Origin of the sequence: Streptomyces sp. NPDC052496 (genome assembly GCF_040679095.1) — a bacterium.
Classification (GTDB): domain Bacteria; phylum Actinomycetota; class Actinomycetes; order Streptomycetales; family Streptomycetaceae; genus Streptomyces.
Window position 1 is genome coordinate 13,316 of record NZ_JBFAUH010000034.1, and the last position, 25,227, is coordinate 38,542.

Below are 25,227 nucleotides of genomic sequence, written 5' to 3' on the forward strand. Positions count from 1 at the left end.
CCAGGATGCCGTCGCCGGCGGCCACGTTGCCGGTCCGACTGCCGCCGCTTGCGTATCCGTATCGGCCTAGATATCTGCATAGGTGTCCGCATACGTGTCCGCATACGTGTCCGTGGCCGCACCCTTGATATCGCGCCCAGTCGTCGTCCTGCCGGCCGGTCGGAAAGTGACCCGGTGTCCCATTCGGTGCCGGCCGGCCCGGCCGCGCCGGTTCTTCGAACCGCGTCCCGCAGGCGAGCGGGTGCAGTCGGCCTGCCGCTCGGCCACCGACCCGCGAAAAGGTTGCCGGGTTCCTCGGGCTTGGCGGAATCCGGCGGACGCCTCATGGCGGTGCGCTCGAATGCCTCTCACCGATACCGTCGACCAGAAGAAGGCTTTACCGTGCGACCACATCTGCCGGCTCTCGCCGCGACTGTGAGCATCTTCCTCCTGGCCCCGTCCCAGCCCATGTCCGCCGCGGACACCCAGTCCGACGCGCGCGCCGCGGCCGGCCTGCACGTGAGCAACGGCCGGCTCGTCGAGAAGAACGGTGCCGCATTCGTCTTCCGCGGTGTCAATCACTCCCACGCATGGCACCCCGACCGCACCACCCGCGCCCTGTCCGACATCAAGCGGCTGGGAGCCAACAGCGCCCGTATCGTGCTGAGCAGCGGCGACCGCTGGACGAAGAACGACACGGCCGACGTCCGCGCGGTGATGTCCCGCTGCAAGGCGAACCGGCTGATCTGCGTACTGGAAGTCCACGACACCACCGGTTACGGCGAACAGGCGGGGTCCGTCTCCCTCGCCCGCGCCGCTGATTACTGGATCAGTGTCCGCGCCGCCCTGCGCGGCCAGGAGAACCATGTTGTGGTCAATCTCGGCAATGAGCCGTACGGCAACAACGACACCGGCCGGTGGGCCGCGGACACCAAAGCCGCCATCGCCCGGCTGCGCGCGGCCGGGCTGCGGCACGCTCTGATGGCCGACGGTCCCAACTGGGGCCAGGACTGGTCGGGAACCATGCAGCGCCAGGCGCGGTCCGTGCTCGATGCCGACCCCGACCGCAACACCGTCTTTTCGGTGCACATGTACGGGGTCTACAACACCGCGGACAAGGTCCGGAATTACCTCGACGCTTTCAGCCGCGCCGAACTCCCCGTCGTCGTGGGGGAATTCGGTCATGACCACCCGAGTGGCGACACCGACGAGGACGCCGTCATGGCGCGGACCCGCGCCGCAGGTATCGGATACCTCGGCTGGTCCTGGAGCGGCAACAGCGGCGAGGACACCCACCTCGACCTCAGCAACCACTTCGACGCCACGTCACTGACCCCGTGGGGAAAGCGACTCTTCAACGGTGCCGACGGCATCAGGCAGACCGCCAAGGAAGCAACGGTCTACCGCTGAAGCACGGTCGCGGTCACCGGGTGCGGTGGAACTCGGTGATCCGGGCGGTGGCCGCGCCGCTGGTCACGAACGGATCGTTGGCCACGGCGGCCGCCACCTCCGCCCGGTCGCCCTCCGCGATGATCAGCCCGCCGGTACGGGGTTCGAGCCGGCCGGCCATACGGACCAGCCCCTTGGCGAACAGCCCGTCCGGATGGGTGTAGTGCTCCTCCTTGAGCTGGTCGATCGTTTCGAGCGGGGCCTGGTAGGTCAGCATGATCAGGAACATGCCCCCAGCCAACCGCAGCAAGGCCCCCGCGGGCCAAGACCTCTTCACCCGCGCCCCATAGGGTGGCCCCTATAGACGCAGCTGAAGACGGGGGCGATGGCCATGGACGAGCTGTCGGGGATCGACATACGGCACCTGCGGTACTTCGCGACGGTGGCCGAGGCGGGCACGGTCACCGAGGCGGCCCGGCGGCTGCGCATCGCCCAGCCCAGCCTCAGCCAGCAGATCCGCGCACTGGAGCGCCGGGTCGGAGCCCCGCTGTTCCACCGGCGCCCGCAGGGCATGGAACTGACCGACAGCGGCGCGGCACTGCTGGAGGGCGTCCAGCACGCCTTCGACGCCCTCCAGTCCGCGGTCGGCGCCGCCCGCGGCACACCGCGCCCGATCCGCCTCGGCGTCTGCCGCGGAGCGCCGGGCGAAGCCCTCACCCGGGCCGAGGCGCTGCTGGCCGAGGCCGGGCTGGGGCCGGTGACGATCGAACAGGCCGACTCCCACGAACAGGCACAGCGGCTGGGCGACGGCACGCTGGACCTGGGGCTGCTCCGGCTTCCCGCCGACCGGACCGCGCTCAGCCTCCACGTCCTGTGCGAGCAGCCCCTGGGCGTGGTCCTGGACGCCGGCCACCCCCTGACGCGCCTGCCCGCCCTGACCGCGGCCGACCTGGCGGGCCGGCGCCTCCTGTGGTTCCCGGCCCACCGCGCCCCGGGCTATTCCGCCTCCGTCCTGGACCGGCTCGCCGAGGACGGCTGGCACCCCGAGGTGGTCACCGACACCTCCGCCGGCCACACGCTGTTCCGGCACGCCCTGCGCGCGCATCACGACATGGTGGCCCTGCGGCCCCGGTCCGCGGTCGACGAGGACACCGGCCTGGCCTGGCGCCCGTACGGCCCCCGTCCGCCGTACGAACGCATCGCCCTCGCCGCACGGCGAGGCGGCCGGTTCGCGCACCTCGGACAGCTGCGCGGTGCGGACACGGCGGTGGTTCGACAGGTCGGGCCGGGACCGGTCTAAGGGGCTTCGGGGCCGGGGCCGGGGCCGGGGGCGTGCCGGTGCCGGGTCCGGTGTCTGCGGGGATGCCGCGGCCGTTGTCGTTCACCTGCGCCGACCCATGGCCGTGAAGGACGACTTCGATGCGAAGAACTACGGACGGGCGGGGACGGGCGAGGGCGGCCCCCCAGGCTGCCGGCGCGCTCAGATGTCCAGGAAGCGGACGTCCTTGGCGTTGCGCTGGATGAAGGAGCGCCGGGCCTCGACGTCCTCGCCCATCAGTACGGAGAAGAGGGCGTCGGCGACGGCCGCGTCGTCGAGGGTCACCTGGCCCAGGACATGGTGCTGCTGGTCCATGGTCGTGACGCGCAGTTCCTCGGCGTTCATCTCGCCCAGGCCCTTGAACCGCTGGATGGAGTCGTCCCTGACCCGGTGGCCGTGCTGTCGGCCCCGTTCCAGCAGTACGTCGCGTTCGCGGTCGGAGTAGGCGTACTCCACGTGGTTCCGGCTCCACTTGATCTTGTAGAGCGGCGGGCGGGAGAGGTAGACGTGCCCGTGCTCGATCAGCGGTCGCATGAAGCGGAAGAGGAAGGTGAGCAGCAGGGTGTTGATGTGCTGGCCGTCGACGTCGGCGTCCGCCATCAGGATGATCTTGTGGTAGCGGAGCTTCTCGATGTCGAAGTCCTCGTGCACGCCCGTGCCGAACGCGGAGATCATCGACTGGACCTCCTGGTTGTGCAGGATCTTGTCGATCCGGGCCTTCTCGACATTGAGGATCTTGCCGCGGATGGGCAGGATCGCCTGGTACCGCGGGTCGCGGCCGGACTTGGCCGAGCCGCCGGCCGAGTCGCCCTCGACGATGAAGATCTCGCTCCGCACCGGATCGTCGGACTGGCAGTCGGACAGCTTGCCCGGCAGGGCCGCCGACTCCAGCAGGCCCTTGCGGCGGGTCAGGTCCCGGGCCTTGCGGGCCGCCAGCCGGGCGGTGGCCGCCTGCGTGGCCTTGCGGACGATGTCGGCCGCTTCATGGGGGTTGCTGTCGAACCAGTCCGTCAGCTGCTCGTGCACGACCTTCTGTACGAACGTCCTGGCCTTGCTGTTGCCCAGCTTGGTCTTGGTCTGGCCCTCGAACTGGGGCTCACCGAGCTTGACCGAGATGATCGCCGTCAGGCCCTCGCGGATGTCCTCACCCGCGAGGTTGCCGTCCTTCTCCCGCAGCAGCTTCTTCTCCCGCGCGTACCGGTTGACGACGGTGGTCAGCGCCGTGCGGAAGCCCTCCTCATGGGTGCCGCCCTCGTGGGTGTGGATGGTGTTGGCGTACGAGTGGACGCTGTCGGCGAACTGGCTGTTCCACTGCATCGCCACCTCCACCGACAGCAGCCGCCCGGTGTCCTCGGCGGCGATGGGGACGACAGAGGGGTGGACCGGCTCCCCCTTGCGGGCATTGAGGTAGGCGACGAAGTCGGCGATGCCGCCGTCGTAGCGGTAGGAGACCGTCTTCGCGGCCCGCTCCCCGGCGGTGTCCGGACCCGCTTCGTCGGCCGCGGCCGTCGCGCGGGCCGACGCGCGCTCGTCGGTGAGGGTCAGGGTCAGCCCCCGGTTGAGGAAAGCCATCTCCTGGAACCGTCTGGCCAGCGTCTCGAAGGAGTACTCGGTGGTCTCGAAGATGCCGCCGTCCGCCCAGAACGTCAGGGACGTGCCCGTCTTCGGGGTGGCCTCGTGGCGGACCAGGGGCGCTGTCGGCACTCCGTCCTCGTACTCCTGCGTCCACCGGAAGCCGTCGGTCCAGATCTCCACCGACAGCCTGGTCGAGAGCGCGTTGACCACCGACAGGCCCACACCGTGCAGACCGCCGGAGACCGCGTACCCGCCGCCCCCGAACTTGCCGCCCGCGTGCAGCACCGTCAGGACGAGTTCCACGGCCGGCTTCTTCTCCACCGGGTGCATGCCCACCGGGATGCCGCGTCCGTTGTCGATCACGCGTACGCCGCCGTCGGCCAGGATCGTCACATCGATCCGGTCGGCCACCCCGGCCAGCGCCTCGTCGACGGAGTTGTCGACGATCTCCTGCACCAGATGGTGCAGGCCCCGCTCGCCGGTGGAGCCGATGTACATGCCGGGCCGCTTGCGTACGGCGTCGAGCCCGTCCAGGACTGTGATCGCGGTGGCGTCGTACGCGGCATCCGCGGCATCCGCGGCAGACCCGGCGTGGCCGTTCTGCTCGGCGCCGGGGGTGACGGAGGTGGCGGGAGTGACGGAGATGCCGGAGGTGGCGTGAGTGCCGGAAGTAGTCACCATGCTCTCTTTTCGGGCGCAGCACACCGCGCTCCCGCACATCGCGGCGCGGGAGCGGTCGGATCGCTGGACGGAAGACGTGTCGCGGGCACGCCGAAGAAGACCCTCGGGGCCGCGGATCCCGGCGCCGGGAGGGCGGCGAGACGTTCCTCAGAGTAGCGAAGACTCAGGGGGAACCTGGATCGAGAAGCCGCCCAGGCGCCCGCCTCCTCGCCGATCGACCCGCCGGGCAATCCCCCCTGCCCGCGAAGCAGGAAAACTCCGGAGAATGGAGCAGGGGGCCTTTCTGGGGGCTCTGGCGCGCAGGGCTACTGGAGCTTTTTCGGGCGTGACGCCCGCGCTCGGAAGCAGGCCCTTGTGGCGGCTGTGCACCCGGTCCGGGAGGCGGCCGCGGTCCGGCCTGAAGAGGTCCGTCACATGGGCAGCGAGAGCAGCCGGACCGACCCCGAAGGCCAGCGTGCGCCGTCGTGCAGGGGCGTCACCATCGTCCGCAGCGGCATGAGTACCAGGCGGTCTTCGGGCTGTTCGACGTAGACGTCCTCGTCGAGCGGGTGCCACCCGAGGCGCTGGTAGAGCGGGACGAGGGGCGGCCGGCAGAACAGAAGTGCGTGCCGGGGGCCCATGGTGCGGGCGTGCTCCAGTGTGGCGGTGACGACGAGCCGCGCCAGCCCCTGGCCCTGCATCCCGGGTGCGACGGCCACTCCGCCGACGCCCACCACCTCGGTCTCGGTGTCGCCGATCGCTATGGGCAGTCGCAGCAGGCCGGCATGGGCCACGAGCCGGCCGTCGTGCCGGATGCCGAAGTGCTGGTCCTTCGGCAGCCAGGTCAGGCCGGTCGAGGCGACACCGAAGGGGTCCTCGCCGCTGCCGAGGATCTCCTCCTGGTCGGCCTTCGTGTACTGGGGGAGTGGTGTGACGGTCGGTGCCGCAGTGGCTCGGTTCTCAGGCATCCCCACATGGTGATCTCTCCGCCGAGCGGTGGCCATGGGGGAGTTGCCTTCTGGAGGTGCTGTGCCTAGTGCGCCGCGAGCCTCTCCACCAGCCCGATGCCCCGCGCCAGCAACTCCCGTTCTTCCCCGGTCAGTTCCGCCTCGATCGCCCGCGCGAGCCAGTCCGTCCTGCGCCCTCGCTCCTCCTCCAGCAGTGCCCGGCCCGCGGCGGAGAGTTCGACCAGGCTCTTGCGGCCGTCGGTCGGGTGCGCGCGGCGTGTGATCAGGCCCTGCTCCATGAGCAGTCCGACGGCTCGGGCCATGGACTGGGGGCGCACCCGCTGATCGGCCGCCAGTTCGCTGGTCGTCATCGCGCCGCTGCGGTCCAGTGAGCCGAGGACGGCCACCTGGCCGAGCGGCATCTGGTCCTCGAGCTTCACGCGCCGCGTGAGCTTTCCCATCGCGGTGCGCAGTTCGGCCGCGACGGCGGCGGATTCCGGAAGGGGCATACCGCATTTTAACGTAGCACGACTGTACAGCGTAACTGTACAGGATAGCTGTACAGGGTGGCTGTGCAGCCCATCTGAGCAGCAGAACTGAACAGCTCAGCTGTGCAGCACAACTGCACAGCATGGCTGTAGAGTATTCCGTGCCGGGTCCAGCGCCACCGTCGCCGCAGCCGAACCCGGCACGTATGCGACAACGGGAAGGACTCCCATGACCGCCATCACTTCCGTCACCGGCCGCCGCGTCCTCGACAGCAGGGGCAACCCCACCGTCGAAGTGGACGTGGAGCTGGCGGACGGATCCACCGGCCGGGCCGCGGTCCCCTCCGGCGCGTCGACCGGCGCCCGCGAAGCCGTCGAACTCCGCGACGGCGACCCGGCCCGGTGGCACGGCAAGGGCGTCGACCAGGCGGTACGTCACGTCAATACGGAGCTGGCAGCCGCCGTCACCGGTCGCGAGGCCGAGGACCAGGCCGGTCTGGACGCCGTACTCGTCGCCACGGACGGCACCCCGACCAAGTCCCGGCTCGGTGCCAACGCGATCCTCGGGGTCTCCCTGGCCACCGCCAAGGCGGCAGCCGCCGCCCACCGCCTGCCGCTCTACCGCTACCTCGGCGGCTCCGGTGCCCGGCTGCTGCCCGTACCGATGATGAACATCGTCAACGGGGGCGCGCACGCCGACAATCCCCTGGACTTCCAGGAGTTCATGGTGGCGCCGATCGGCGCGGAGAGCTTCGCCGAGGCCGTGCGGATGGGCTCCGAGATCTTCCACACGCTGCGCCGTGACCTGCTCGCCGCCGGGCACTCCACGGGCGTGGGCGACGAGGGGGGCTTCGCGCCCGCCCTGCGCACCGCGGAGGAGGCCCTCGACTTCGTGGTGGCCGCCGTCGAGCGCACGGGCTACCGGCCGGGCACGGACGTCGGCCTGGTCATGGACCCGGCCTCGTCCGAGTTCTTCCGCGAAGGCGTCTACGACTACGCCGGGGAAGGGGTCCGGCGTACGCCCGCCGAACACGCGGACTACCTGGTCGAGCTGATCGACGCTTACCCGGTCGTGTCCATCGAGGACCCGATGGCCGAGGACGACCTGACGGGGTGGCGGGACCTGACCGCACGGGTCGGCGCGCGCTGCCAGCTCACCGGCGACGACGTGTTCTGCACGAACGAGACCATCCTGCGCGAGGGCATCGAGTCCGGCGTCGCCAACTCGGTCCTGGTGAAGGTCAACCAGATCGGCACCCTGACGGAGGCGCTGGCCACCGTCGACGCCGCCCACCGGGCGGGCTACACCGTCGTCATGTCGCACCGCTCGGGGGAGACGGAGGACACGACGATCGCGGATCTGGCGGTGGCCACGGGCTGCGGCCAGATCAAGACCGGCTCGCTGTCCCGCTCCGACCGTACCGCCAAGTACAACCAGCTCATCCGTATCGAGGAGCAGCTGGGCGGCAGTGCCCGCTACGCCGGCACGGAAGCGCTGCGCCGCCGGTGACCTGAGCCGGAGCCGAGCCGTGGACCGCGGCGGTCGCCGGGTGCAGGATGAGCGCGACGGCCGGCGCACCCTCGGTGGTGCTCGGCGGGCGGCCTCCGTAGGGGCGATGCCATGAGGCGGAAGGAAACCGGTGCGGCCGGTGACGCCGTGCGGGTGGCGCGGCCGATGGGCACCGGTGTGGCCGTGGGTGTCACCGTGGCCGTGCTGGCGGTCGCCGATCCGGTCAACAACTGGTGGGCGCCGGCGTTCGGGCCGCTGACCGCGGTCGTGGTCTGCGTGCTGCTGCTCGGGGTGCTGTTCCGGGCCGGCGGGTCCTGGGCGGACGCGGGACTGGGCGCCGGGTCACTGAAGCGTGGCGCGTGCTGGGCGCTGGTGTCGGCCGGGCTGGTCGGCGTGGGGTACGCGGTGGCGGCGTCGCTGCCGGTGACGCGGGGGCTGTTCGCGGACGCGCGGTACGGCGGGCTGACCGGTGGCCAGGTGGCGTTGCGTGTCCTGGTCACGGTGCCGGTCGGCACGGTGCTGCTGGAGGAGGTCGCCTTCCGGGGCGTGCTGTACGGCTCGGTGCGCCGGGCTCGGGGCACGGTGTGGGCGACGGCCGTGTCGAGTGCGCTGTTCGGGGTGTGGCATGTGCTGCCGTCGCTGGGGCTGGCGGCTGCCAAGCCCGCCCTGACGCCGGTGTTCGGCCGTTCCGTGCCCGGTGCGGTGGCCGCCGTCGTCGCGGCGGTGCTGTTCACCGGGGCGGCGGGGGTGCTCTTCTGCGAGCTGCGCCGCCGCAGCGGAAGTCTCCTGGCGCCCATGGGCCTGCACTGGGCGGTCAACGCGTTCGGGTACCTGGCCGGCTACCTGCTGCGGTGACCGGGCGGGGCCGGAGCGCGTACGGGTCACTTCTCGGCCGCGATGACGTCCTTGAGCCGGCCGAGGTCCTGCGCGGTGATGTCCGGGGGCCGCATGACGGCGTTCCAGCCGTCCACGTACTCGGTGGTGTACGTGTGACCGTGGCCGCGCGGGACGTCGGCGGCGAACGGCAGGTCCGCGGTGACCTGCCAGAAGGTCACCACCGGCAGCCACACCATCTGTTCGAGTACGTCGCCGCCCGGATGCTGGCCGATCCAGTCCGGTTCCCGGTAGACGAGGCGCGGGCTCCACCAGACGATCGGGTCGGACGGGTGCATGAGATAGAGGACACGGCTGCCGTTCCAGGGCCGGTCGGCGGGCGGGATCGCGGCCGCCGGGTCATTGGCGAACCGGACGGTGCGCCCGTCCTTGTAGACGGGCTGGACCTCGGGGCTGCCGGCGTCCCGGCGGTCACTGAACTCCCGGAACAGCGAGTTGAAGGCGGGCGGGCCGGCGAACAGGCTGCCCGCGGTGCGGTTGCGCAGGTCGTACTCCCCGCTGAAGGCGGTCTCACCGCCGAAGGACCCCAGGCTCTCCCCGGAGACGAACAGCCGGGGGCGCCGGTCGGGCGGCAGTTTCGACCAGGTGTCGTACACGGCGTCGAAGAGGGCGCGGCCCGCCTCGCGCGCCTTGGTCTGGTCGACCAGGTAGGAGAGCCACGACGGGAGGTAGGAGTACTGGGTCGCGACGGTGGCGGAGTCACCACCGCTGAGGTACTCGAAGGAGTCCACCGCGGCGGGGTCGACCCAGCCGCTGCCGGTCGTCGTCACCACGAGCAGGTTCGCGCGCTCGAAGCCGCCCTGCCGGGTCAGGTCGGCGACCGCTTGCGCGGCACGGGACTCCGCGCTGTCGGCCGACGCCAGTCCGGCGTAGGACCGGACCGGTTCCGCCGCCGGGCGGCCGGTGAACTTCTCGATGGCGGCCTTCGAGGGGCCGGTGCCGGTGAAGTTGCGCCCCTGCAGGCCCAGCGAGTCCCACGGTACGAGCGAACCGGGACCGCCCGAGCGCAGGGTCGACGTGGGCCGGTGCGCCCCTTCCTCGGTCGTCGTGTCGCGGAGCGAGAACGCCTGGTTGGCGAGGCCGACGAGGCCGTCGAGCAGCAGCCCGGTGACGAACGCCCACACGAGCGCGGCGACCACGGCCCAGCCGACGGCGGTCGCGGCGCGCGGCCCGATCCAGCGCTTGAGCAGACGCACGAGCCGGCGGTAGACGCCGCGGATGCCGCGCGCGGTCAGCAGGAGGAGGCCGAAGACCAGGGCCGCGAAGAGGGGGGACGCCACGCCGAGCGGGACGTTGTAGTCGGGCGTATCCATCAGCCGGCGGATCCGGTACTGCCAGTACTGCCCGAAGCCGAAGGAGAGGCCGAAGAGGAGGACCGCGCCGAGGAAGAAGACGGTCCAGGACCTGCGCCGCGGAGGCCGCGGCTCCCGGTCGGCGAACGCGCGCCACACCCGCGCGGCGAGCACCCCGGCCGCGTACCCGAGGGCCGCGTCGATACCGCAGATCAGGCCCTGCAGGATGCCGCCGCGCGGGAGCAGCGACGGGGTGAAGGAGAGGCAGGCGAACAGCAGCGCTCCCCAGCACCCGGGCAGGGTGACGGACCACAGCCCCCGGCGACGGCGGAGCTTCGGCGACGACGGACCGGAGCCGTCGGCCGCCGCCCCGCCGCCCTCCTGAGGAGAGGGGCCGGCCGGTGACCCTGCGATGTCTCCCGCCATGGCTACCTCCGTCCGGGAACCCGCCAGGACAGCACGACCACCGGTGCCACCACCGAAGTCAGTGCAGGACCACGCCCTTCGCCCGCTGGAACTCCTCCTCCGAGATGTCGCCGCGCTCCCTGAGCTGGGAGAGCTTCGTCAGCTCGTCGGCCGGGGTGGCGCGGGGCGTGCCCGCCGTGGCGGTCCGGCGTACGTACGCGTCGAACGCCTCCTGCTGGGCCTGCGCCCGGTTCACCTCGCGCCGGCCCATGCCGCGGCCCCGGGCGAGGACGTAGACGAGGACGCCGAGGAAGGGCAGCACCAGGACGAAGAGGATCCAGCCGGTCTTGGCCCAGCCGTTCATCCCGTCGTCACGGAAGATGTCGCCGATGACGCGGAAGAGCAGGAAGAACCACAGCACCCACATGAAGAGCCAGAACGTGGTCCAGAAGACGCCGAGCAGCGGATAGTCGTACGCGAGGGTGACGGAACCGCTCATGACCCTCCCCTTTCTCCCGTCGGCCCCTCGTCCAGCCGTGTGGCGGCGGCGAGCAGCTCCGCGGCGATGGGGGCGACCGCTTCTTCGGTGAGGAACCCCTCGGCCACGGGCACGCCTCCCTGCTCACGGACCAGGTGCCGCAGCTTCCGCGCCCAGCGGTGTTCGAGCAGCAGGAAAGCCGCGGTGGTGCCCGGGTCCAGGGAGTCGGCGAGCTGCCGGACGTCGTCCGCGCCGAGGCCGAAGGCGCGGCCCGGTGCCAGGGACGGGAACGCCGCCTCCGCTCCCCGCAGGCCGCCCGGACCCAGTCCGAGCAGGGCGCTGACCGTGTCGCCCATGCCTTCCGCCTGGTAGCCGACGGAGACGAGGTCACCGCCGGGCTGCTTCTGTACGACCAGCAGGTCCAGTACGAGGATCTGGCCCGCGGCCGTGAGGCCGTCGAGTTCCTCGATGATCCGCCCCTCGAACTTCGCGTCCGGGCCGAACGCGATCGTCAGCAGCTGTACGGGGCCGGTCTCGGTCGTCATGCCGGGCCCTCCTGTCTCCCTGGGAGTGGACCGCCATTGAGCGACAGACCGGGCGGTCCCGGCATCCCCCGTAGGAGGTGATGCTCGGGGCCCCGGCGCTTTCTCTCGGTCCGGTCCGTGAAATCTCGGACGGCACCGTGAGGCCCGGCGGGGTGGCTGCCGGGACGCTGGGTGGTGATCGAAGACGGCGGCCGGCTGCGCGGCGCGTCGTTCCCCCGACACCCAGGAGGTGCGTCTTGCCCGAATCGCCGGTCGAGGCCGACCCGTTCAGCGCCGTCGTCGTGCTGTCCGGCGGCATGGACTCCACGACGCTGCTCGCCCATTACGCCATGCTGCGCTACCGGCTCACCGCGGTGACGGTCGACTACGGTCAGCGCCACCGCCGGGAGATCGACGCGGCCCGGACGATCGCCGGGCACTACGGCGCGGAACACCATGTGGTGGACCTGAGCGGTATCGGGGTCCTGCTGGGCGGCTCCGCCCTGACCGACAGTGAGGTCGACGTCCCCTCAGGGCACTACGCCGAGGAGTCGATGCGGGCCACCGTCGTCCCCAACCGCAATGCCATCCTGGCCAATGTGGCGGTGGGCGCCGCGGTCGCGCGGCAGGCCGGCATCGTGGCTCTCGGAATGCACGCCGGTGACCATTTCGTCTATCCCGACTGCCGGCCGGCGTTCGTCGAGGCGCTGGACGGACTCGTCCGGGTCGCGAACGAGGGATTCGCCACGCCGCGGGTGGAAGCGCCATTCATCCACTGGAGCAAGACGGACATCGCGCGGTACGGGAGCCGGCTGGAAGCCCCGCTGGACAAGAGCTGGTCGTGCTACCGCGGCGGAGAACTCCACTGCGGTACCTGCGGTACGTGTTACGAACGCCGTGAGGCATTCCGTGACGCGGACGTGCCGGACCCGACGGAATACCTCGACGCCGCCACCGAATTCGCAGCGCCGTGAAAGGACCGGGAAACTGATGGCACGGCTGAACGACATCGGCGGCACTTTCGGTTACGGCAGCATTCCGATGGACGGTGCGGAACCGCCGCACCCGTGGCGGCACGACTGGGAAGCACGGGTGTTCGCCGTGCTGATCGGCCTGGCGATGGCCGGTGTCTGGACCGCCTCGGAACTCCGCGACGCCGAGGAGCGCGTCCCGCCCAACGATTACCTCGCGGCCAGTTATTACGAGCGGGTGCTCATGGGCATGGAACTCCTCCTGGACGAGAAGGGGATTCCCTCCCGTGGGTGAACGGCGGTTCTCCGTCGGGGATCCGGTCCGGGTGCGCCCGGCGGATCCGCCCCACCACACCCGGGTGCCCCGGTACGTACGGGGTCACCTCGGGCACGTCGTCACCGTACAACCGCCCTGCCCGCTTCCCGACGACGTGGCCCGGCGCCGGGATCCGTTCCGGGTCCTTCCCGTCTACACCGTGCGCTTCGCAGCGCGCGACCTGTGGGGCAGCGGGACACACCTCGTCCTGATCGACCTGTGGGAGTGCTACCTGGAACCGGCCGCCGAGACGGCCCGGGGCCTTGGAGGAGAAACATCATGAGTACCGAACACGTCAGCCTCCCCATCGCCGCCCGGGTCCGCAGGCTGGAAGAACGCGTCATCGCCGCCGGCCTCGTCACCGACGAGCAGCTCGACACCATTCTGGAGCACAACCTCTCGCGGGCCACGCCGTTCAACGGGGCCCGCCTGGTCGCCCGTGCCTGGACCAGCCCGGACTTCCGGGACCTGCTGCTCGGGGAGCCGGCCGCGGCGCTGCGCGAGATGGGCCTCGACGGGCTGCTGGCCGACGACGAGCACCTGCGGGTCGTCGCCAACACACCCACCGTGCACAACGTCGTGGTGTGCACCCTGTGTTCCTGCTACCCGGTGCTGCTGCTCGGCCCCTCACCGAGCTGGTACAAGAGCGACGCGTACCGGGCACGCGTGGTACGTGAGCCGCGTGCCGTGCTGGCCGAGTTCGGCACCGTACTGCCGGCGGAGGTGGACGTCCGGGTCTGGGACGCCAGCGCCGAGGCCCGGTACATGGTGCTGCCGCGGCGTCCCGCGGGGACGGAGGGGCTGGACGAGGAGGGTCTGGCCGCACGCGTGACGCGGGCCGGACTCATCGGCACGGCTCCTGTGTGAGCAGCCGGAAGGGGAGGACAAGGAAAACGACGGGCTGCTCTCCCCGTCCGGCTGCTCAGGGCCGGACGGGGAGAGCAGCCCGTCGCGCGTCGGCAGGCGCCGGGACGCGGCTCACCCCGCGCGCACCTCCCGCAGGATGACGGCCGCGGCCTCGGCGGCGCAGGCCACGAGACGGTCCGGGCCGGCGTCCGGTACCGCGGCCAGCCGGCTGCCGTTTCCGGTGCGCACGCCGATGGCCCGGGCCCCGAGCATCCGGGCCGAAGCGATGTCCGCCGAGGTGTCCCCGACCAGGTACAGGGCGTCGCCCGGCTGGTGTCCCACCTCGGCCAGGGCCCGGCGGGCGAGGACCGTCTTGCACTCCGCGTCGGTGGCCAGGGACGCGTCGGCCGCCAGGTCGTCGCGGGTCAGGACGGCGCCGAACGCGCCGCGCAGTCCGTACCGTTCGAGGAGTTCCCCGGTCGCCGCGGTGCCGACCCAGCTGCTCACCAGCACCACGCGTACGCCGGCCGCGCCCAGGTCACGTACCGCTTCCGCGGTGCCGGGGAAGAGGCGGCCGTGCGGCATGTAGCGGTGGACCACCTCGTCCACGCGGTCGCGGACGACCGTGTCCCCGATGCGCAGCCGGCCGCTGGTGATCGTCTGCCAGTACTCGTACGCGAGGATCACCTCCCGGGAGGGCGGCGCCACCCCGTGGGCGTCGTGCAGGTCGACGATGAAGCGGTGGAACATGTCGTAGAAGTCCAGCAGGGTGCCGTCCCGGTCGAAGACGACCGTGGCGGGGGAGGGCCGCGCCGGGGCACGGGAGACCCGCGCCCCGGACGCGCTGGGGAGCGTCACCGCACGGCCTCCAGCGGCACGGTCGGCTCCGCCGGGCCCGGCGGAGCCTCCCACGGGAAGACCGTCCAGTCGTCGACCTCGACGCCCTGGTGGTCCGGCCGGCCGGCGCAGTTCTGGTTGCGCACCAGGACCGCGGTGCGGATCTCCGCGGCGTCCAGGGCACGCAGGGTGCCGACCGCGGTCTCCATCGTGCCGCCGTCGCCCATGATGTCGTCGACGACCAGGACGCGCTTGCCCGTCAGCGGGGTGTCCGGGACGACGTACTCCAGTGCCGCCGCGCCGCGCTCGCTGTACCGGCTGTTGGAGGAGTTGCGCGGGATGCCCATGATCCGGAACTCCGGTACGTCCAGCCGGTGCGCCAGGGCGACGGCTGGGGTGAGCCCGCCGCGGGTGATACCGACGACGGTGTCCGGGAGGGGGCCCGCGGCGCGGATCTCCTCGGCGAGGCCGGTCAGCAGCGTACCGAGCGTCTGCCAGCTCATGGTGAGCAGTCGCTGCCGCTTCCACAGGGACGGTCCGGCGGTCATGCGGTGCTCCTTGTGCGGAGGAGGGGGGCTGTGGTGCCGGCGCCGGCGGGGGCGGGCCTCAGGTCGATGACCTCGTCCGTACCCGGTCCGGTGCCGAGGAGCTCGACCCGTACGCCCAGCTCGCGTTCGATCTCTTCGACGAGGCCGGCCGCCGCGCCGGGCGGCAGCGGGCCCTCCTGCTGCCCCCGGACCTCCGGCGCCAGGTAGTCGAGGAAGCTGACGGCGATGCGCGAGGGCCGGTTGATCCGTACGGCCTCCCGGGCCTGCTCCAGGTCGAAGCGGCCCATCCGCCGGCGCCGTCCGGTCACCGTGCCGTACTCGACCCCGATGCGCTCCGCCTCCTGCTCGGGCAGCTCCGTCGGGAACGCGCCGGCCCCGACGCGGGTGGGGTAGGCCCGGAAGACCAGGACCACGTCGTCCACGGCCAGCGGACCCAGCCCGGCGTCCGCGGCCGCCGTGCTCGCCGTGCTGTCCTTGCCGACCGTGTGCGGGTAGGTCCCGTACAGGACCGACAGGCCGAACCCGTTCGTCCCCTCCACCTGGACCTGCGCGCCCGCGTCCACCGCGCCGTTGACCTCCACGGCGACGTCCGCCAGGTAGGGGGCCAGTTCGGGTACGTCCATCGCCCGGCGGGCGTTGCGCAGTGCGCGTGCCGCGAGAGCGGGGCCGTGTCCGCTGCCGGTGCTGCGGACCGTGTCGGTGAGATTGCGGTCGCGCTGCTCGGCCTCGACGTGCCCGGGGTCGATGACGGTCGCCCGGAAGTCGACGCCGATACGGTCGGCCACCCCCAGCTCGTCGATCTCCCGCAGCAGTACCTCCGGATTGACGAGCACACCGGCGCCGAGCAGCAGCCGGGTCCGCTCGTTGACCACGGCGCTCGGGACCTGGCGCAGTTTGTGCGTCCGTCCGCCGTGCACGATGGTGTGCCCGGCTCCCGGGCCGAGGCCGGCGCGCACCGCGAGGTCCACGCCGTCCTTGAGCGCCAGGTAACTGGCCATCTTGCCCTTGGCCTCGTCACCCCACTGGCCGCCCACGATGATGGTGCAGGGCATGTCATCCTCCTTGGACGATGTGCTCGGCGCGCTTGACGGCCGCGGCGGTCAGGTCCCGGCAGTGCCCGACGTCGGCCCCCGCGGCAGCCAGCCGGCGGACCTCTTCCGCGTCGAGCCGGCCGGCGAGGCGCGGATGGGCCAGCAGGGCGTCGACCATGTCGCCGTCCTCGCCCGTGGCCCGGCCGGTGGCCTCCTGGAGCAGGCGGTACGCCGCCAGGCGGTCCATGCCGCGCTGGACGAGGAGCAGCAGGACCGCCTCGCTGAGGTGCTCGTTGTGCGAGTGCTCCAGGTTGTGCCGCATCCGGTCGGGAAAGACCCGCAGGCCGTCGATCACGTACGTGGCGGTGGTCAGCATCTCGTCCAGCAGGACGCACGCCTCGGGCAGGGTGAACCGTTCGTTGGCGGAGTTGGCCAGGTCCCGCTCGTGCCAGCTCGTCACGTTCTCCAGCGCGGGCCCGACGAGCGAGCGCACCAGCCGCGCCAGGCTGCAGATGCGCTCACTCTGTACGGGGTTGCGCTTGTGCGGCATGGCGGAGCTGCCGATCTGGCCGCCCTCGGCGAACGGTTCGGCGACCTCGCCGATCTCCGTACGCTGCAGGTTGCGTACCTCGGTCGCCAGGTCCTCCAGGCAGGCGGCCGTCAGCCCCGCCCAGCAGAAGAACTCGGCGATCCGGTCCCGGGCCACTGCCTGGGCGCAGACGGCCGGTTCCGGGAGGCCCAGCTCCCGCAGCGTCTCCCGCTGCACCTCGGGGCCGTGCGCGCCGATCCCGGCGAGCGACCCCACCGCCCCCGCGATCTTGCCCATGACGACCCGCTCTTTGGCCTGGGCCAGCCGTTCCAGGCAGCGCACGAACCGGTCCAGCACGATGGCCAGCTTGAATCCGAGCGTCACCGGCTGGGCCTGCTGGCCGTGGGTACGGCCGATCATCACGTGGTCACCGACCGCGTCGATCCGTGCCAGCAGCGCGGTGAGGAGGTCCCGCAGGTCCTCCTCCAGCAGCGCGATGGCCTCGGTGAGCTGGAGCGCGAGCGCGGTGTCCAGGATGTCGCTGCTGGTCGCCCCGTAGTGCACCCACGCGCCGTGGGCGCCGCAGGACTCGGCGAATTCCTGTACGGCGGCGAACAGCTCGTGGCGGCTCGTCTCTTCGAGCGCGGCGACGCGCTCCAGGGAGCAGCGGTGGGTGCGGGCCTGCTCGGCGATGGCTTCGGCCGCCTCCCGCGGAATGACGCCGTACCGCCCCTGCGCCGTGGCCAGCGCGCCCTCCACCCGTACGAACGCCTCGTAGCGCGCCCGGTCGGTGAACAGCGCGCGCATCCGCGGACTGCCGTACCGGCCGGTGTCGATCGGGGTCGTCACACCGCCTCCGCCGCGTAGTCGAGCGGGACCTGCTGGGCGCGTCCGAGGGCGTGCGGGTGGTTCTCGGCCAGGCCGGCGGGGGTGACGCGGACGAAGCAGGCCCGCTCGCGGAACTCGGCGAGGGTGTGCGCGCCCGAGTAGCTCATCCCGGAGCGCAGCCCGCCGACGAAACGGTTCACCGTGCCGGCGGCCGGCCCGCTGAAGGGCCACGTCGCCTCCACGCCTTCGGGCGTGTACTGCGCCAGTTCCTCCTTGGTCACCGCCTCACCGCGGGCCCGCTTGAGGGTCAGCTGCATGCCGAACGTCACGAACCCGGTGCTCACCTTCGCCGGCCGCCCGTCGTGCTCCACCAGAAGGGCGGCGCTCTCCTCGGCACCGGCGAGCGCGCTGCCCAGCATCGCCGTCCGGGCACCGGCCGCCAGCACCTTCGCGACGTCGCCCGGCTCCTTGATGCCACCGTCCGCGATGACCGGCACGCCGCGCCCCGCGGCCTCCTCCGCGCACTCCAGTACGGCGGTGAACTGCGGCATGCCGCTGCCGGCCACCAGCCGCGTGGTGCAGATGCCGCCGGGCCCGATGCCGACCTTCACGGCATCCGCCCCGGCGTCGATCAGGTCCCTGGTGCCGGCGGGAGTCGCGACGTTGCCGCCCACGAGGGGCACGCCGGGCCAGCGGGACTTCAGCTGCTCCACGGCCTTGAGGACGTAGTCCGCGTGGCCGTGCGCGACATCGACGACCAGGGCGTCGGCCCCGGCCTCGACGAGGAGGGCCGCCCGGTCGAGGTAATCGTCCGTCACCCCGACGGCGGCCGCCGCGCGGAGCCGGCCCCGCTCGTCGACCGTGGCGCCCGGGGCGGCGGACTCCTCCTTGGGATGTTCCTTCTTCACCGCGGTCACCTCGGCCGCCTGGTCCTCCGCCGTCTGCATCCGGTGGATGACCCCGAGCCCGCCCGCCAGCGCCATGGCGGCGGCCATCCGGGCGCCGGTGCACCACGGGGTGTTGGCGGACAGGATCGGTACGGACAGCCGCAGGCCCGGGACGAGTTCGGTACTGACGTCGGTGTGCGAACGGCTGGTGACCGAGGTGCGCTGGGGGACGAGCAGGACGTCGTCGAGCCCGAGGCCGGTGGGGATTTCACGCAACGGTTTCACCTTCTTTCTCTGTGTCTGCCGGTGGGGGCGGACGGAACGGAGCGGGACGGAGCTGAACGGGGCGGGGCGGAACGGGGCCCGCCCGGTCAGCGGGGTCCGCCGGCCGCGCTCACGACCTCGTCGCGCGCCGGCCCGAAGTCCTCGAAGATCCCGGTGAACGCCGACGAGGTCATCACCGCCGGCGTGCGGATGCCCCGCATGCTCATGCACAGGTGCTCGCCCTTGCCGATCACGGCCACGTCGGGCGACCCGGTCACCGCCGTGATCTCGGAAGCGATGTCGTGCACGAGGCGCTCCTGGATCTGCAGCCGGTGCGCGTGGCGGTGGGCGATACGGGCGAACTTCGAGAGCCCGAGCACGTGGGACGCCGGCCGGTAGGCGATCGTGAGCGTGCACGAGAACGGGAGCAGGTGGTGCTCGCACAGCGACCACACATGGATGTCGGAGACCGTGACCAGCTGCCCGACGGTGTGCAGCGGGAAGACGGTCTCGACCTGGCCGGGGTCGTACTGGGTGAACTCCCTCCACCACCGCGCGAAGCGGGCCGGCGTGTCCCGCAGGCCGGAGCGGTCCGGGTCCTCACCGATCTCGGTGAGGAGCTGCCGTGCCAGCGTCTCCAGGGGGTCGGTGCCCGGCTCCGCGTGCTCGCGCGGCAGCTCCAGCGTGCGGGTTTCGGCGCTCGTCGTCATATGGCTCTCCTGTCGCCCCACACGGCCACGTGAAGGCGTGTGGTGAGGTTCCATCCGCGTGCTACGACGTGATCGCCGAGCCGTGCGAGATGTCGGTGGGTGGCTTCGGACGTCTGGCCTTCGGGCATGATCCAGACCGGCCGGGTGCCGCAGCGGTCCACGACGGAGGCGACCTCTTCCAGGTCCTCCTCGTCGCGGCAGACGAATTTGAAGGCGGTGCCGGGGACCGCGGCCAGCGCCCGCAGCGCCTCGGGCACGATCCGCCGGCTCTCGGGGTCGCCGGAGTGGGACAGCTTGGGGGAGACGTTGAACCGCACGCCGCCGGTCACCAGGCCGGCGTCCGGCGCGACCGTGCCGTTGGTCTCGATCTCCACGTCACGTCCGTGGTCGCGGAGCGCGCGCACCAGGGGCAGCAGGCGGCGCTGCTGGTTGAGCGGTTCGCCGCCCGAGATGACGATGAGGTCGACCTCGTAGGCCAGCAGCCGTTCCAGCACCTCCCGCCAGGGCATCGGGTGCAGCTCGTCCTGGGGCGCGTACGCGACGCCGGAGTCGCCGATGCCCGACCAGTCCCAGGTGTACGGGGTGTCGCACCAGCGGCACGAGAGGTTGCAGCCGCCGAGCCGCAGGAACGCGCACCGCCGGCCGGCGGACGGGCCTTCTCCCTGTACGGAGCTAGGTGGGGCCGAAGATCTCGTTCACCACGAGCTTCGGTCCCACCGCGGCGCCACCCCCTTCCCGCTCCCGCCCGGCCTCCGCGGGCCGCGTGGTCATGCCCGGTACTCCGCCCACGTCTTGTCGGTCTCGGAGACCCGGACCGCGGTCAGCTCCGGGAAGCCGGTGCGCCACCGCTCGTGGATCCACCGCGCCAGGTTCTCGGCGGACGGGTTCAGGCCGTCGACCACGTCGTTGAGGTGCCGGTGGTCGAGTTCGGCGTCGAGCCACTGCTTGAAGGCCGCGAGCTCCCCGTAGTCACGGACGAAGCCGGCCTTGGTCAGGGCGTCGTCGCCGGCGGACAGTTCGAGTTCGACGACGTAGTTGTGCCCGTGCATACGGGAACAGGGATGGCCTTCGTCGAGGTGGTCCAGACGGTGGCTCGCGGAGAAGTGGAACTCTTTGCTGATACGGAATCCCAACGGACTCGCCCTTCGGGTAAAGGGAAACAAGCGTGTTCCCCGGTTCCTGGCCGGCGAGTGACCTCCGCTCCGGCCAGGAACCGGGTTCGCGTTCATCTTCGGCGCTGGGAAAAGCGCGGGCCTCTCGGTCCGCACCGAAGGTTTGTCCGCGGGCTCCGGCACGTGGAAACCCGTACCTCCTGTTCAGCTCCAGGACGCCGGAAGGCGGCCGGAGCGCAATGCTCCGACCGCCTGTCCACTCATCTGAGTGCCGCCCGTACGGGAGAGGGGTGTCCCGGACGGCCTGTCGTCACCTGCCGGCCGTTTCCTCCGTCAACAGGGCCCACAATTCCTGCCGGTTGTAGAGCTGCGCGAACTCCTTGCGCCCTTGGATGCCGAGTTTGCGGTAGGCACTGGTCAGATGAATCTCCACGGTGCGCCGGGTGATGAAGAGGGCGTCGGCGATCGCGCCGTTGCTGCGGCCGCGTACGGCATCGGCCAGTACCTGCCGCTCCCGTCTGGTCAGGGACAGCAGCCCGGTCACGGCCCGGCCGCCGTGCTGCCGCCCCAGGGCGTGCAGCTGCTCGCGGGCCTGTTCCTCGACCGGCGCCGCACCGCAGCGGCTCGCGAGCGCGTGCGCCTGCGCCAGGGTTCCCTGGGCGGCGGTCCGGTCGCCGGTGCCCCCGAGCAGGGTGCCCAGCGTCAGCTGGGCGCGGGCCAGCTCCAGCACGTCGGGGGTGCCCGCCAGGATCCGCACCGCCTCCCGCGCCGGCCCCAGGCCCGCGTCGCCGCCGATGACCCGTGCTGCCGTGCGCAGGGCGGCTCCCTGGGTACGGTCGGTGGCCTGGCCCCGTACGGCCGCCAGCTCCTCCTCCGCCAGCCGCCTCGCCTCGTCGGGCCGCCCCAACTGGTGCAGCACCTCGGCGGCCAGCCGGCGCCAGCCCCCGAACTCGACGCTGTTCAGGCCCAGCGCCGCCGAGCGCCGGCCGCACTCGCGCAGGTCCTCCAGCGCGTCGGTGAGTTCTCCGGCCGCCATGCGCACCCGGGCCCGCTGCTCCAGCATCGCCTGCGTCGACCACATCGCCGGCAGGTCGCCGTGGCAGCCGCTCTCGCTGAGCACCGTGCGGGCGGCGGCCGGCTCGCCCAGGTCGACCAGGACGCCGACCAGTACGGAACCGGCCCAGAGGGCGGCCGGGTTGGCCCGCCACACCCCGTACCGCGCGAAGGTCTTCAGGCAGGTGCGCAGCAGGTTCTCCGCCTCGCGCAGGTCCCCGCGTACCTGGGCGATCTTCGCCAGGGTCGGCAGGAGCGCGGCGACCTGGAGCTGCCGCCCTTCCCGCCGCGCGACGGCGATGCCGTGCCGGGCGTACTCCGAGGCCAGGTCGAGGTCGCCCTCGTGCGCCAGCAGCGCGGTGCCGGCGCACAGGGGCGCGGTGTTGGGGAGTTCGTACAGGTCGGGGTCGCGTAGCGCCTCCTTCACCCGGTCCACCGCGGCCTTTCTGCCCCGGCCCGCCGCATAGGCGCTCACGGCGCTCAGGGCCCCGGCCGCGCTGCGCAGCACACCTTCCCGGGGCTCGGACGCGAGGTAGCGGTCCCCGAGTTCGCACGCTTCCTTGGTGGGCAGCTCGGACAGCGCGTGCAGGGCCCGGTACAGCTGTGTGTCGGCGGTGTAGTGCGGCTGCGAGACGGCGACCGCCTCGACCGCCTCGTCCAGCTGGTGCCGTATCCGGGGGCGGGTGGCGAAGAAGAACGACGCGTCCGCGAGCCGGGCCAGGAGCTGCGGGTGCTCTTCGGCGGTCACGCCCTGGCGGGCCAGCTCCGCGAGCCGGCCGATGGCGGCGGAGGGGTCGGTGAGCAGCTGTGCGTCCGCGAGCTGCGCGACCGCCCGCCGCCAGTCCACGCCCCGCGCGTCCTGCACGGCCCGTTGCAGGTACCCCACTGCCGTGCCCGTTTCCTCCCGTACCAGGGCGGACCGCGCCGCCGACCGCAGCGCGTCCACCATCCAGGAGGACGTGAGGGGAAGGGTGGTCGCCATCAGGTGCCCGGCCACCTGCTCGGCCGGGGCGTCACGGCTGAGCAGATGCTCGGCGGCCTGCATGTGCAGGGTGTTCTTGACGACGATGGAGGTCTGTTCGCGGAGCGCCGCCGCCACGACGGGATGGCGGAACGACATCTGTCCCCCGTCGTGGAACAGCCGCGTGCGCACCAGGACGTCCGCCGCCTCCAGGCCCGTCGAGCAGTCCAGGTTCGCCAGCTCCGCGACCATCGCCGGATCGGTGTCGTCACCGAGTACGGCGACCGTACGGGCCATGGCCGACGCCGGCTCCGAGATCCGCGCGAGCCGGGCCAGTACGTGGTCGGCGACGGCTCGCGGCCCCAGCCCGGCGATCTCGTGCGCGGGGACGGGCCGCCGGGCCGGCAGGCACCGCGCGAGGGCCCGCAGGAACAGCGGGTTGCCCGCCGTCGCCGTGCGGCAGGCCGCCGCGAGGCCCTCGTCACACGGCCGGCCGGTCACGGCTGCCACCAGTTCGGCCGTGCCCGGCAGGTCGAGACCGCCGAGGTCGATACGTCCCCGGGCGCCGAGCCGCAGCCCCTCCAGCGCGGCCGGCGCCTGCACCGGTTCCCCGTCGGCCAGCGTCGCGACGATCAGGAGGCGGTGCACTCCCTCGCACTGGTTCAGCAGGTAGGAGAAGCAGTCCAGCGAGGCGGCGTCGGCCGAGCCGATGTCGTCGACCGTGATGAGCAGCGGGGCCGCCGCGGTGAGGGCCTGGGCCGCCTCCTGGAGCCCGGTGAGCACCACGCCCAGCCCCGAGCCCCGGCCCGCGGCCGAGCCGTTACGGCCCGAAAGCGCTCTGCCGGCCCGGCGCAGGGCTTCCGCGGCGGGACCTCTCGCCGGGAGTGACGCGCCGAACAGCGCGACGAGCTTGCGCGCGGTGGCGAACGGTACGCACCCCTCCATCGGCGTGCACTTCAGTTCCACGGCCGCGTGGCCGAGCACGCGGGCCTCTTCGCGAAGGGCGCGCAGAACGGAGGTCTTTCCCGCGCCGGTTTCTCCGTACACGACCCAGTGACCGCCCCGTCCGGCGCCGCTGTCGGCCAGTGCCTGGCGTAACACCCGCATTTCCGGACGAGGGGCGAGCACCGCGGAGTCCTTCGCGCGGTACGTGTCTTCCGCTGTCGGCGTTGCCACACTCATATGTCTTTGCTCCCTCCGTGTGCACCCCGGGCGGTCGGACGCTGTGCGGTCGAGTTCGGTGCGGAGGGAGGACGGAGTTGCGTATGCAATGGACGACGGTTCATGTGTGGGGGCCTTTGCGTCGGGGAGCTGAGCAGGGGCGTGGAGCGCTGGGGCCGCGGGGGAGCCCTCGCCGACCGGAAGAGCGGTGCCGGCCGGCCGACGTGCCGGCTGTCTCTTCTCGTCATGGGTCCGGCGGCATGCAGTGGTGGCGGGACACCGTCCGTCTCGCGGTGAGTTCGGGGTGCGGAAAAGGGACGGCGGACAGCCGGCCCGGGGGCGAGCGCAAGCCGGAAACGGGCGCGGCTCTTTTCCGGGCCGTACCACGTCGATGCCGCACGTATCAGGTGCATCGGGCCGTAGCGTAGTTCACACAGGTGAGGGATACGAGGACGAAACGGACCCTTCCGGTCCGTGCCCGGGGCAGTTGCCGCGGAGGACGGAGCGGTCCGCGACGGCGGGCCCGACCAGCGGACGGGCCCGCGCCGGTGCCGTGAGGGTCGCGTGGGTACCGTCCCCGACGGGCTTCCGGAACGGCCCGTCGTGCCCGTCGCGGCCGAACTCCGCCGCGGTGAAGGCGGTCACCGACACGGCTTCACGGACATCGGCTTCGCGCCTTCCGTACCGTCCGTGATGCTCCCCGTCGTCAAATGCAGTCATGTACCTGCTCAACCGCCCTGGATTTCGCGCCATGCTTTCAGGGAACAGTTGCCACCGGGGGCCGGAAGGTTGAGAACGGGCGAGGAAAACTGTATTTACGTCAGCAACTCCACGGGCCTGCCGCGTCAACTGACGACAACGGTGTCCCGCGCACCCGATTGTGGCTAGGGTGGCAAGCGGAGACCGATGCCGGTGCCCTCGGCCAAACCTTCGGCAAATCCGGTGAGTCGGGGGCCGATCAGGTGGGGGAGGTGCATCGCATCAGCCGGATGGACTGTCACGGCGGGTCTGTGCCCGGACGGCCGGCGCCCGCCGCGGTGCTGCCCCCGCCCCTGCGCGCGTGGCTCGGGCTGCTCGCGGCCCTCGCCACGCTGCCGGTCGTCGTGCTCGGTGTGCTGTACGCCGGCCACAGTGAGCCCGGCACGGCGGACGGGTGGTTCATCGACCCCACGGCGGACAGTGTGCGGCCGCCGTGGCGGCATGTCGCCCTCGCCACGGACTTCCTGGGGGAGCCCCTCGGTTCGGCGGCGCTGCTGGCGGCCGCCGTCACGGGCTGTCTGCTGCTCCGGTGGCCTCGTGCGGCGGTGCTCGCCGTGGCCGGGCCCGGCCTCACCGTGGTGATCGCGACACTGCTCAAGTCGCTGGTGGGACGCACCATCCACGGCGACGGCAACCTGTCCTACCCGAGCGGGCACACCGCCTTCTGCACCGCGCTCGCCCTCGTGGTGGCGCTGCTCGCGGCCGGCCGGCTCGGCCTGGGCAGGGCGGCCGGCACCTCACTCGTGCTCGCCGCGGCCACGGCCGCCGGCGCCGCCATGGGCTGGGCGCAGGTCGCCCTGGGCGCGCACTACCCGACCGACGTCCTCGGCGGCTGGTGCACCGCACTGGCGGTGACACCGGCGACCGCGTGGCTGGTCGACCGGACGGCCGACCGCATGACCGACCGGCCGGCCGGCCGGAGGACCGACGCCGACCGGCCGGACTGACCCTGCCG

At 72.1% G+C, this 25,227-nt stretch carries 25 protein-coding genes; 9 read left to right on the plus strand and 16 right to left on the minus strand.

Annotation, left to right across the window (positions count from 1 at the left end; genetic code table 11):
* Positions 1–381 precede the first annotated feature (381 nt).
* Positions 382–1,389, plus strand: a complete 1,008-nt coding sequence (locus AB0L45_RS33940) for a glycoside hydrolase family 5 protein (protein WP_365846937.1) — start codon at positions 382–384, stop codon at positions 1,387–1,389.
* Between the two features lie 13 nt (positions 1,390–1,402).
* Here the strand turns inward: AB0L45_RS33940 and AB0L45_RS33945 are convergent, their stop codons facing one another.
* Positions 1,403–1,657 (minus strand): YciI family protein, encoded by a 255-nt coding sequence (locus AB0L45_RS33945; protein WP_365846939.1) that lies wholly within the window; start codon positions 1,655–1,657, stop codon positions 1,403–1,405.
* 96 nt (positions 1,658–1,753) lie between these two features.
* On the opposite strand from AB0L45_RS33945, the gene AB0L45_RS33950 reads away from it, so the two are divergent.
* A complete protein-coding gene (locus AB0L45_RS33950) occupies positions 1,754–2,668 on the plus strand; it encodes a LysR family transcriptional regulator (protein WP_365846941.1) in 915 nt (304 codons plus the stop codon).
* Positions 2,669–2,848: 180 nt separating this feature from the next.
* Here AB0L45_RS33950 and gyrB read toward each other — a convergent pair whose 3' ends face one another.
* The 3 genes from gyrB to AB0L45_RS33965 all read right to left on the minus strand — a co-directional run bounded on the left by gyrB (position 2,849) and on the right by AB0L45_RS33965 (position 6,377).
* On the minus strand, positions 2,849–4,942 hold the full coding sequence (gyrB, locus tag AB0L45_RS33955) for a DNA topoisomerase (ATP-hydrolyzing) subunit B (protein WP_365846943.1): 2,094 nt from the start codon (positions 4,940–4,942) through the stop codon (positions 2,849–2,851).
* A gap of 410 nt (positions 4,943–5,352) precedes the next feature.
* A complete protein-coding gene (locus AB0L45_RS33960) occupies positions 5,353–5,889 on the minus strand; it encodes a GNAT family N-acetyltransferase (RefSeq protein ID WP_365846945.1) in 537 nt (178 codons plus the stop codon).
* A gap of 65 nt (positions 5,890–5,954) precedes the next feature.
* Positions 5,955–6,377: a MarR family transcriptional regulator gene (locus tag AB0L45_RS33965; RefSeq protein ID WP_365846947.1), complete on the minus strand. Its 423-nt coding sequence runs from the start codon at positions 6,375–6,377 to the stop codon at positions 5,955–5,957.
* 208 nt (positions 6,378–6,585) lie between these two features.
* Here AB0L45_RS33965 and eno point away from each other — a divergent pair, with 208 nt between their 5' ends.
* Together eno and AB0L45_RS33975 are read left to right on the plus strand one after the other, a co-directional pair.
* Complete coding sequence (eno, locus tag AB0L45_RS33970; RefSeq protein WP_365846949.1) at positions 6,586–7,866, plus strand: phosphopyruvate hydratase; 1,281 nt, start codon at positions 6,586–6,588, stop codon at positions 7,864–7,866.
* 111 nt (positions 7,867–7,977) lie between these two features.
* Entirely contained in the window at positions 7,978–8,721 is a 744-nt protein-coding gene (locus tag AB0L45_RS33975; protein ID WP_365846951.1) for a CPBP family intramembrane glutamic endopeptidase, read from the plus strand.
* A gap of 26 nt (positions 8,722–8,747) precedes the next feature.
* Here AB0L45_RS33975 and AB0L45_RS33980 read toward each other — a convergent pair whose 3' ends face one another.
* Genes AB0L45_RS33980 through AB0L45_RS33990 form a run of 3 tightly spaced genes read right to left on the minus strand, consistent with a single transcriptional unit; the run spans position 8,748 to position 11,480 of the window.
* Complete coding sequence (locus AB0L45_RS33980; protein WP_365846953.1) at positions 8,748–10,478, minus strand: alpha/beta-hydrolase family protein; 1,731 nt, start codon at positions 10,476–10,478, stop codon at positions 8,748–8,750.
* A 58-nt stretch (positions 10,479–10,536) separates the two neighbouring features.
* Positions 10,537–10,956 (minus strand): SHOCT domain-containing protein, encoded by a 420-nt coding sequence (locus AB0L45_RS33985; protein WP_365846955.1) that lies wholly within the window; start codon positions 10,954–10,956, stop codon positions 10,537–10,539.
* The gene (locus AB0L45_RS33990; protein ID WP_365846957.1) at positions 10,953–11,480 is read right to left on the minus strand and encodes a DUF1269 domain-containing protein; all 528 of its coding nucleotides are present in this window, start codon (positions 11,478–11,480) and stop codon (positions 10,953–10,955) included. The genes AB0L45_RS33985 and AB0L45_RS33990 overlap by 4 nt, the downstream gene beginning before the upstream one ends.
* 236 nt (positions 11,481–11,716) lie before the next feature.
* Here AB0L45_RS33990 and queC point away from each other — a divergent pair, with 236 nt between their 5' ends.
* Genes queC through AB0L45_RS34010 form a run of 4 tightly spaced genes read left to right on the plus strand, consistent with a single transcriptional unit; the run spans position 11,717 to position 13,613 of the window.
* The gene (queC, locus tag AB0L45_RS33995; RefSeq protein WP_365846959.1) at positions 11,717–12,433 is read left to right on the plus strand and encodes a 7-cyano-7-deazaguanine synthase QueC; all 717 of its coding nucleotides are present in this window, start codon (positions 11,717–11,719) and stop codon (positions 12,431–12,433) included.
* Positions 12,434–12,449: 16 nt separating this feature from the next.
* Positions 12,450–12,725, plus strand: coding sequence for a hypothetical protein (locus AB0L45_RS34000; RefSeq protein WP_365846961.1), 276 nt, complete (start codon positions 12,450–12,452; stop codon positions 12,723–12,725).
* Entirely contained in the window at positions 12,718–13,029 is a 312-nt protein-coding gene (locus AB0L45_RS34005; protein ID WP_365846963.1) for an SH3-like domain-containing protein, read from the plus strand. Before AB0L45_RS34000 ends, AB0L45_RS34005 begins: the two co-directional genes overlap by 8 nt.
* Positions 13,026–13,613, plus strand: a complete 588-nt coding sequence (locus AB0L45_RS34010) for a nitrile hydratase subunit alpha (protein WP_365846965.1) — start codon at positions 13,026–13,028, stop codon at positions 13,611–13,613. Before AB0L45_RS34005 ends, AB0L45_RS34010 begins: the two co-directional genes overlap by 4 nt.
* 111 nt (positions 13,614–13,724) lie before the next feature.
* Here the strand turns inward: AB0L45_RS34010 and AB0L45_RS34015 are convergent, their stop codons facing one another.
* From AB0L45_RS34015 to AB0L45_RS34055, 9 genes are all read right to left on the minus strand, one after another.
* Entirely contained in the window at positions 13,725–14,450 is a 726-nt protein-coding gene (locus AB0L45_RS34015) for an HAD family hydrolase (RefSeq protein ID WP_365846967.1), read from the minus strand.
* Positions 14,447–14,977 (minus strand): phosphoribosyltransferase family protein, encoded by a 531-nt coding sequence (locus AB0L45_RS34020; RefSeq protein WP_365846969.1) that lies wholly within the window; start codon positions 14,975–14,977, stop codon positions 14,447–14,449. Before AB0L45_RS34020 ends, AB0L45_RS34015 begins: the two co-directional genes overlap by 4 nt.
* Complete coding sequence (locus AB0L45_RS34025) at positions 14,974–16,029, minus strand: adenylosuccinate synthetase (protein WP_365846971.1); 1,056 nt, start codon at positions 16,027–16,029, stop codon at positions 14,974–14,976. The genes AB0L45_RS34020 and AB0L45_RS34025 overlap by 4 nt, the downstream gene beginning before the upstream one ends.
* Position 16,030: 1 nt before the next feature.
* Entirely contained in the window at positions 16,031–17,386 is a 1,356-nt protein-coding gene (gene purB / locus AB0L45_RS34030; RefSeq protein ID WP_365846973.1) for an adenylosuccinate lyase, read from the minus strand.
* Positions 17,383–18,537 carry an IMP dehydrogenase gene (locus AB0L45_RS34035; protein ID WP_365846975.1) on the minus strand — a complete coding sequence of 385 codons (1,155 nt, stop codon included), beginning with the start codon at positions 18,535–18,537 and terminating at the stop codon, positions 17,383–17,385. Before AB0L45_RS34035 ends, purB begins: the two co-directional genes overlap by 4 nt.
* A gap of 86 nt (positions 18,538–18,623) precedes the next feature.
* The gene (gene folE, locus AB0L45_RS34040) at positions 18,624–19,226 is read right to left on the minus strand and encodes a GTP cyclohydrolase I FolE (RefSeq protein ID WP_365846977.1); all 603 of its coding nucleotides are present in this window, start codon (positions 19,224–19,226) and stop codon (positions 18,624–18,626) included.
* Positions 19,223–19,852: a 7-carboxy-7-deazaguanine synthase QueE gene (locus tag AB0L45_RS34045; protein WP_365847038.1), complete on the minus strand. Its 630-nt coding sequence runs from the start codon at positions 19,850–19,852 to the stop codon at positions 19,223–19,225. Before AB0L45_RS34045 ends, folE begins: the two co-directional genes overlap by 4 nt.
* A gap of 141 nt (positions 19,853–19,993) precedes the next feature.
* Positions 19,994–20,359: a 6-carboxytetrahydropterin synthase gene (locus AB0L45_RS34050; protein WP_365846979.1), complete on the minus strand. Its 366-nt coding sequence runs from the start codon at positions 20,357–20,359 to the stop codon at positions 19,994–19,996.
* A gap of 289 nt (positions 20,360–20,648) precedes the next feature.
* A complete protein-coding gene (locus AB0L45_RS34055; RefSeq protein WP_365846981.1) occupies positions 20,649–23,534 on the minus strand; it encodes an AAA family ATPase in 2,886 nt (961 codons plus the stop codon).
* A gap of 989 nt (positions 23,535–24,523) precedes the next feature.
* Between AB0L45_RS34055 and AB0L45_RS34060 the strand changes: the two genes are divergently transcribed.
* Complete coding sequence (locus AB0L45_RS34060; RefSeq protein ID WP_365847040.1) at positions 24,524–25,219, plus strand: phosphatase PAP2 family protein; 696 nt, start codon at positions 24,524–24,526, stop codon at positions 25,217–25,219.
* Positions 25,220–25,227 lie beyond the last annotated feature (8 nt).

What these genes read in the sequence shown, in the direction of transcription:
- AB0L45_RS33945 (WP_365846939.1), bottom strand. Translation starts at nt 1,657, where the DNA reads ATGTTCCTGATCATGCTGACCTACCAGGCCCCGCTCGAAACGATCGAC.
- AB0L45_RS33950 (WP_365846941.1), top strand. Translation starts at nt 1,754, where the DNA reads ATGGCCATGGACGAGCTGTCGGGGATCGACATACGGCACCTGCGGTAC.
- gyrB (WP_365846943.1), bottom strand. Translation starts at nt 4,942, where the DNA reads ATGGTGACTACTTCCGGCACTCACGCCACCTCCGGCATCTCCGTCACT.
- AB0L45_RS33960 (WP_365846945.1), bottom strand. Translation starts at nt 5,889, where the DNA reads ATGCCTGAGAACCGAGCCACTGCGGCACCGACCGTCACACCACTCCCC.
- AB0L45_RS33965 (WP_365846947.1), bottom strand. Translation starts at nt 6,377, where the DNA reads ATGCCCCTTCCGGAATCCGCCGCCGTCGCGGCCGAACTGCGCACCGCG.
- eno (WP_365846949.1), top strand. Translation starts at nt 6,586, where the DNA reads ATGACCGCCATCACTTCCGTCACCGGCCGCCGCGTCCTCGACAGCAGG.
- AB0L45_RS33975 (WP_365846951.1), top strand. Translation starts at nt 7,978, where the DNA reads ATGAGGCGGAAGGAAACCGGTGCGGCCGGTGACGCCGTGCGGGTGGCG.
- AB0L45_RS33980 (WP_365846953.1), bottom strand. Translation starts at nt 10,478, where the DNA reads ATGGCGGGAGACATCGCAGGGTCACCGGCCGGCCCCTCTCCTCAGGAG.
- AB0L45_RS33985 (WP_365846955.1), bottom strand. Translation starts at nt 10,956, where the DNA reads ATGAGCGGTTCCGTCACCCTCGCGTACGACTATCCGCTGCTCGGCGTC.
- AB0L45_RS33990 (WP_365846957.1), bottom strand. Translation starts at nt 11,480, where the DNA reads ATGACGACCGAGACCGGCCCCGTACAGCTGCTGACGATCGCGTTCGGC.
- AB0L45_RS34000 (WP_365846961.1), top strand. Translation starts at nt 12,450, where the DNA reads ATGGCACGGCTGAACGACATCGGCGGCACTTTCGGTTACGGCAGCATT.
- AB0L45_RS34010 (WP_365846965.1), top strand. Translation starts at nt 13,026, where the DNA reads ATGAGTACCGAACACGTCAGCCTCCCCATCGCCGCCCGGGTCCGCAGG.
- AB0L45_RS34020 (WP_365846969.1), bottom strand. Translation starts at nt 14,977, where the DNA reads ATGACCGCCGGACCGTCCCTGTGGAAGCGGCAGCGACTGCTCACCATG.
- AB0L45_RS34025 (WP_365846971.1), bottom strand. Translation starts at nt 16,029, where the DNA reads ATGCCCTGCACCATCATCGTGGGCGGCCAGTGGGGTGACGAGGCCAAG.
- folE (WP_365846977.1), bottom strand. Translation starts at nt 19,226, where the DNA reads ATGACGACGAGCGCCGAAACCCGCACGCTGGAGCTGCCGCGCGAGCAC.
- AB0L45_RS34055 (WP_365846981.1), bottom strand. Translation starts at nt 23,534, where the DNA reads ATGAGTGTGGCAACGCCGACAGCGGAAGACACGTACCGCGCGAAGGAC.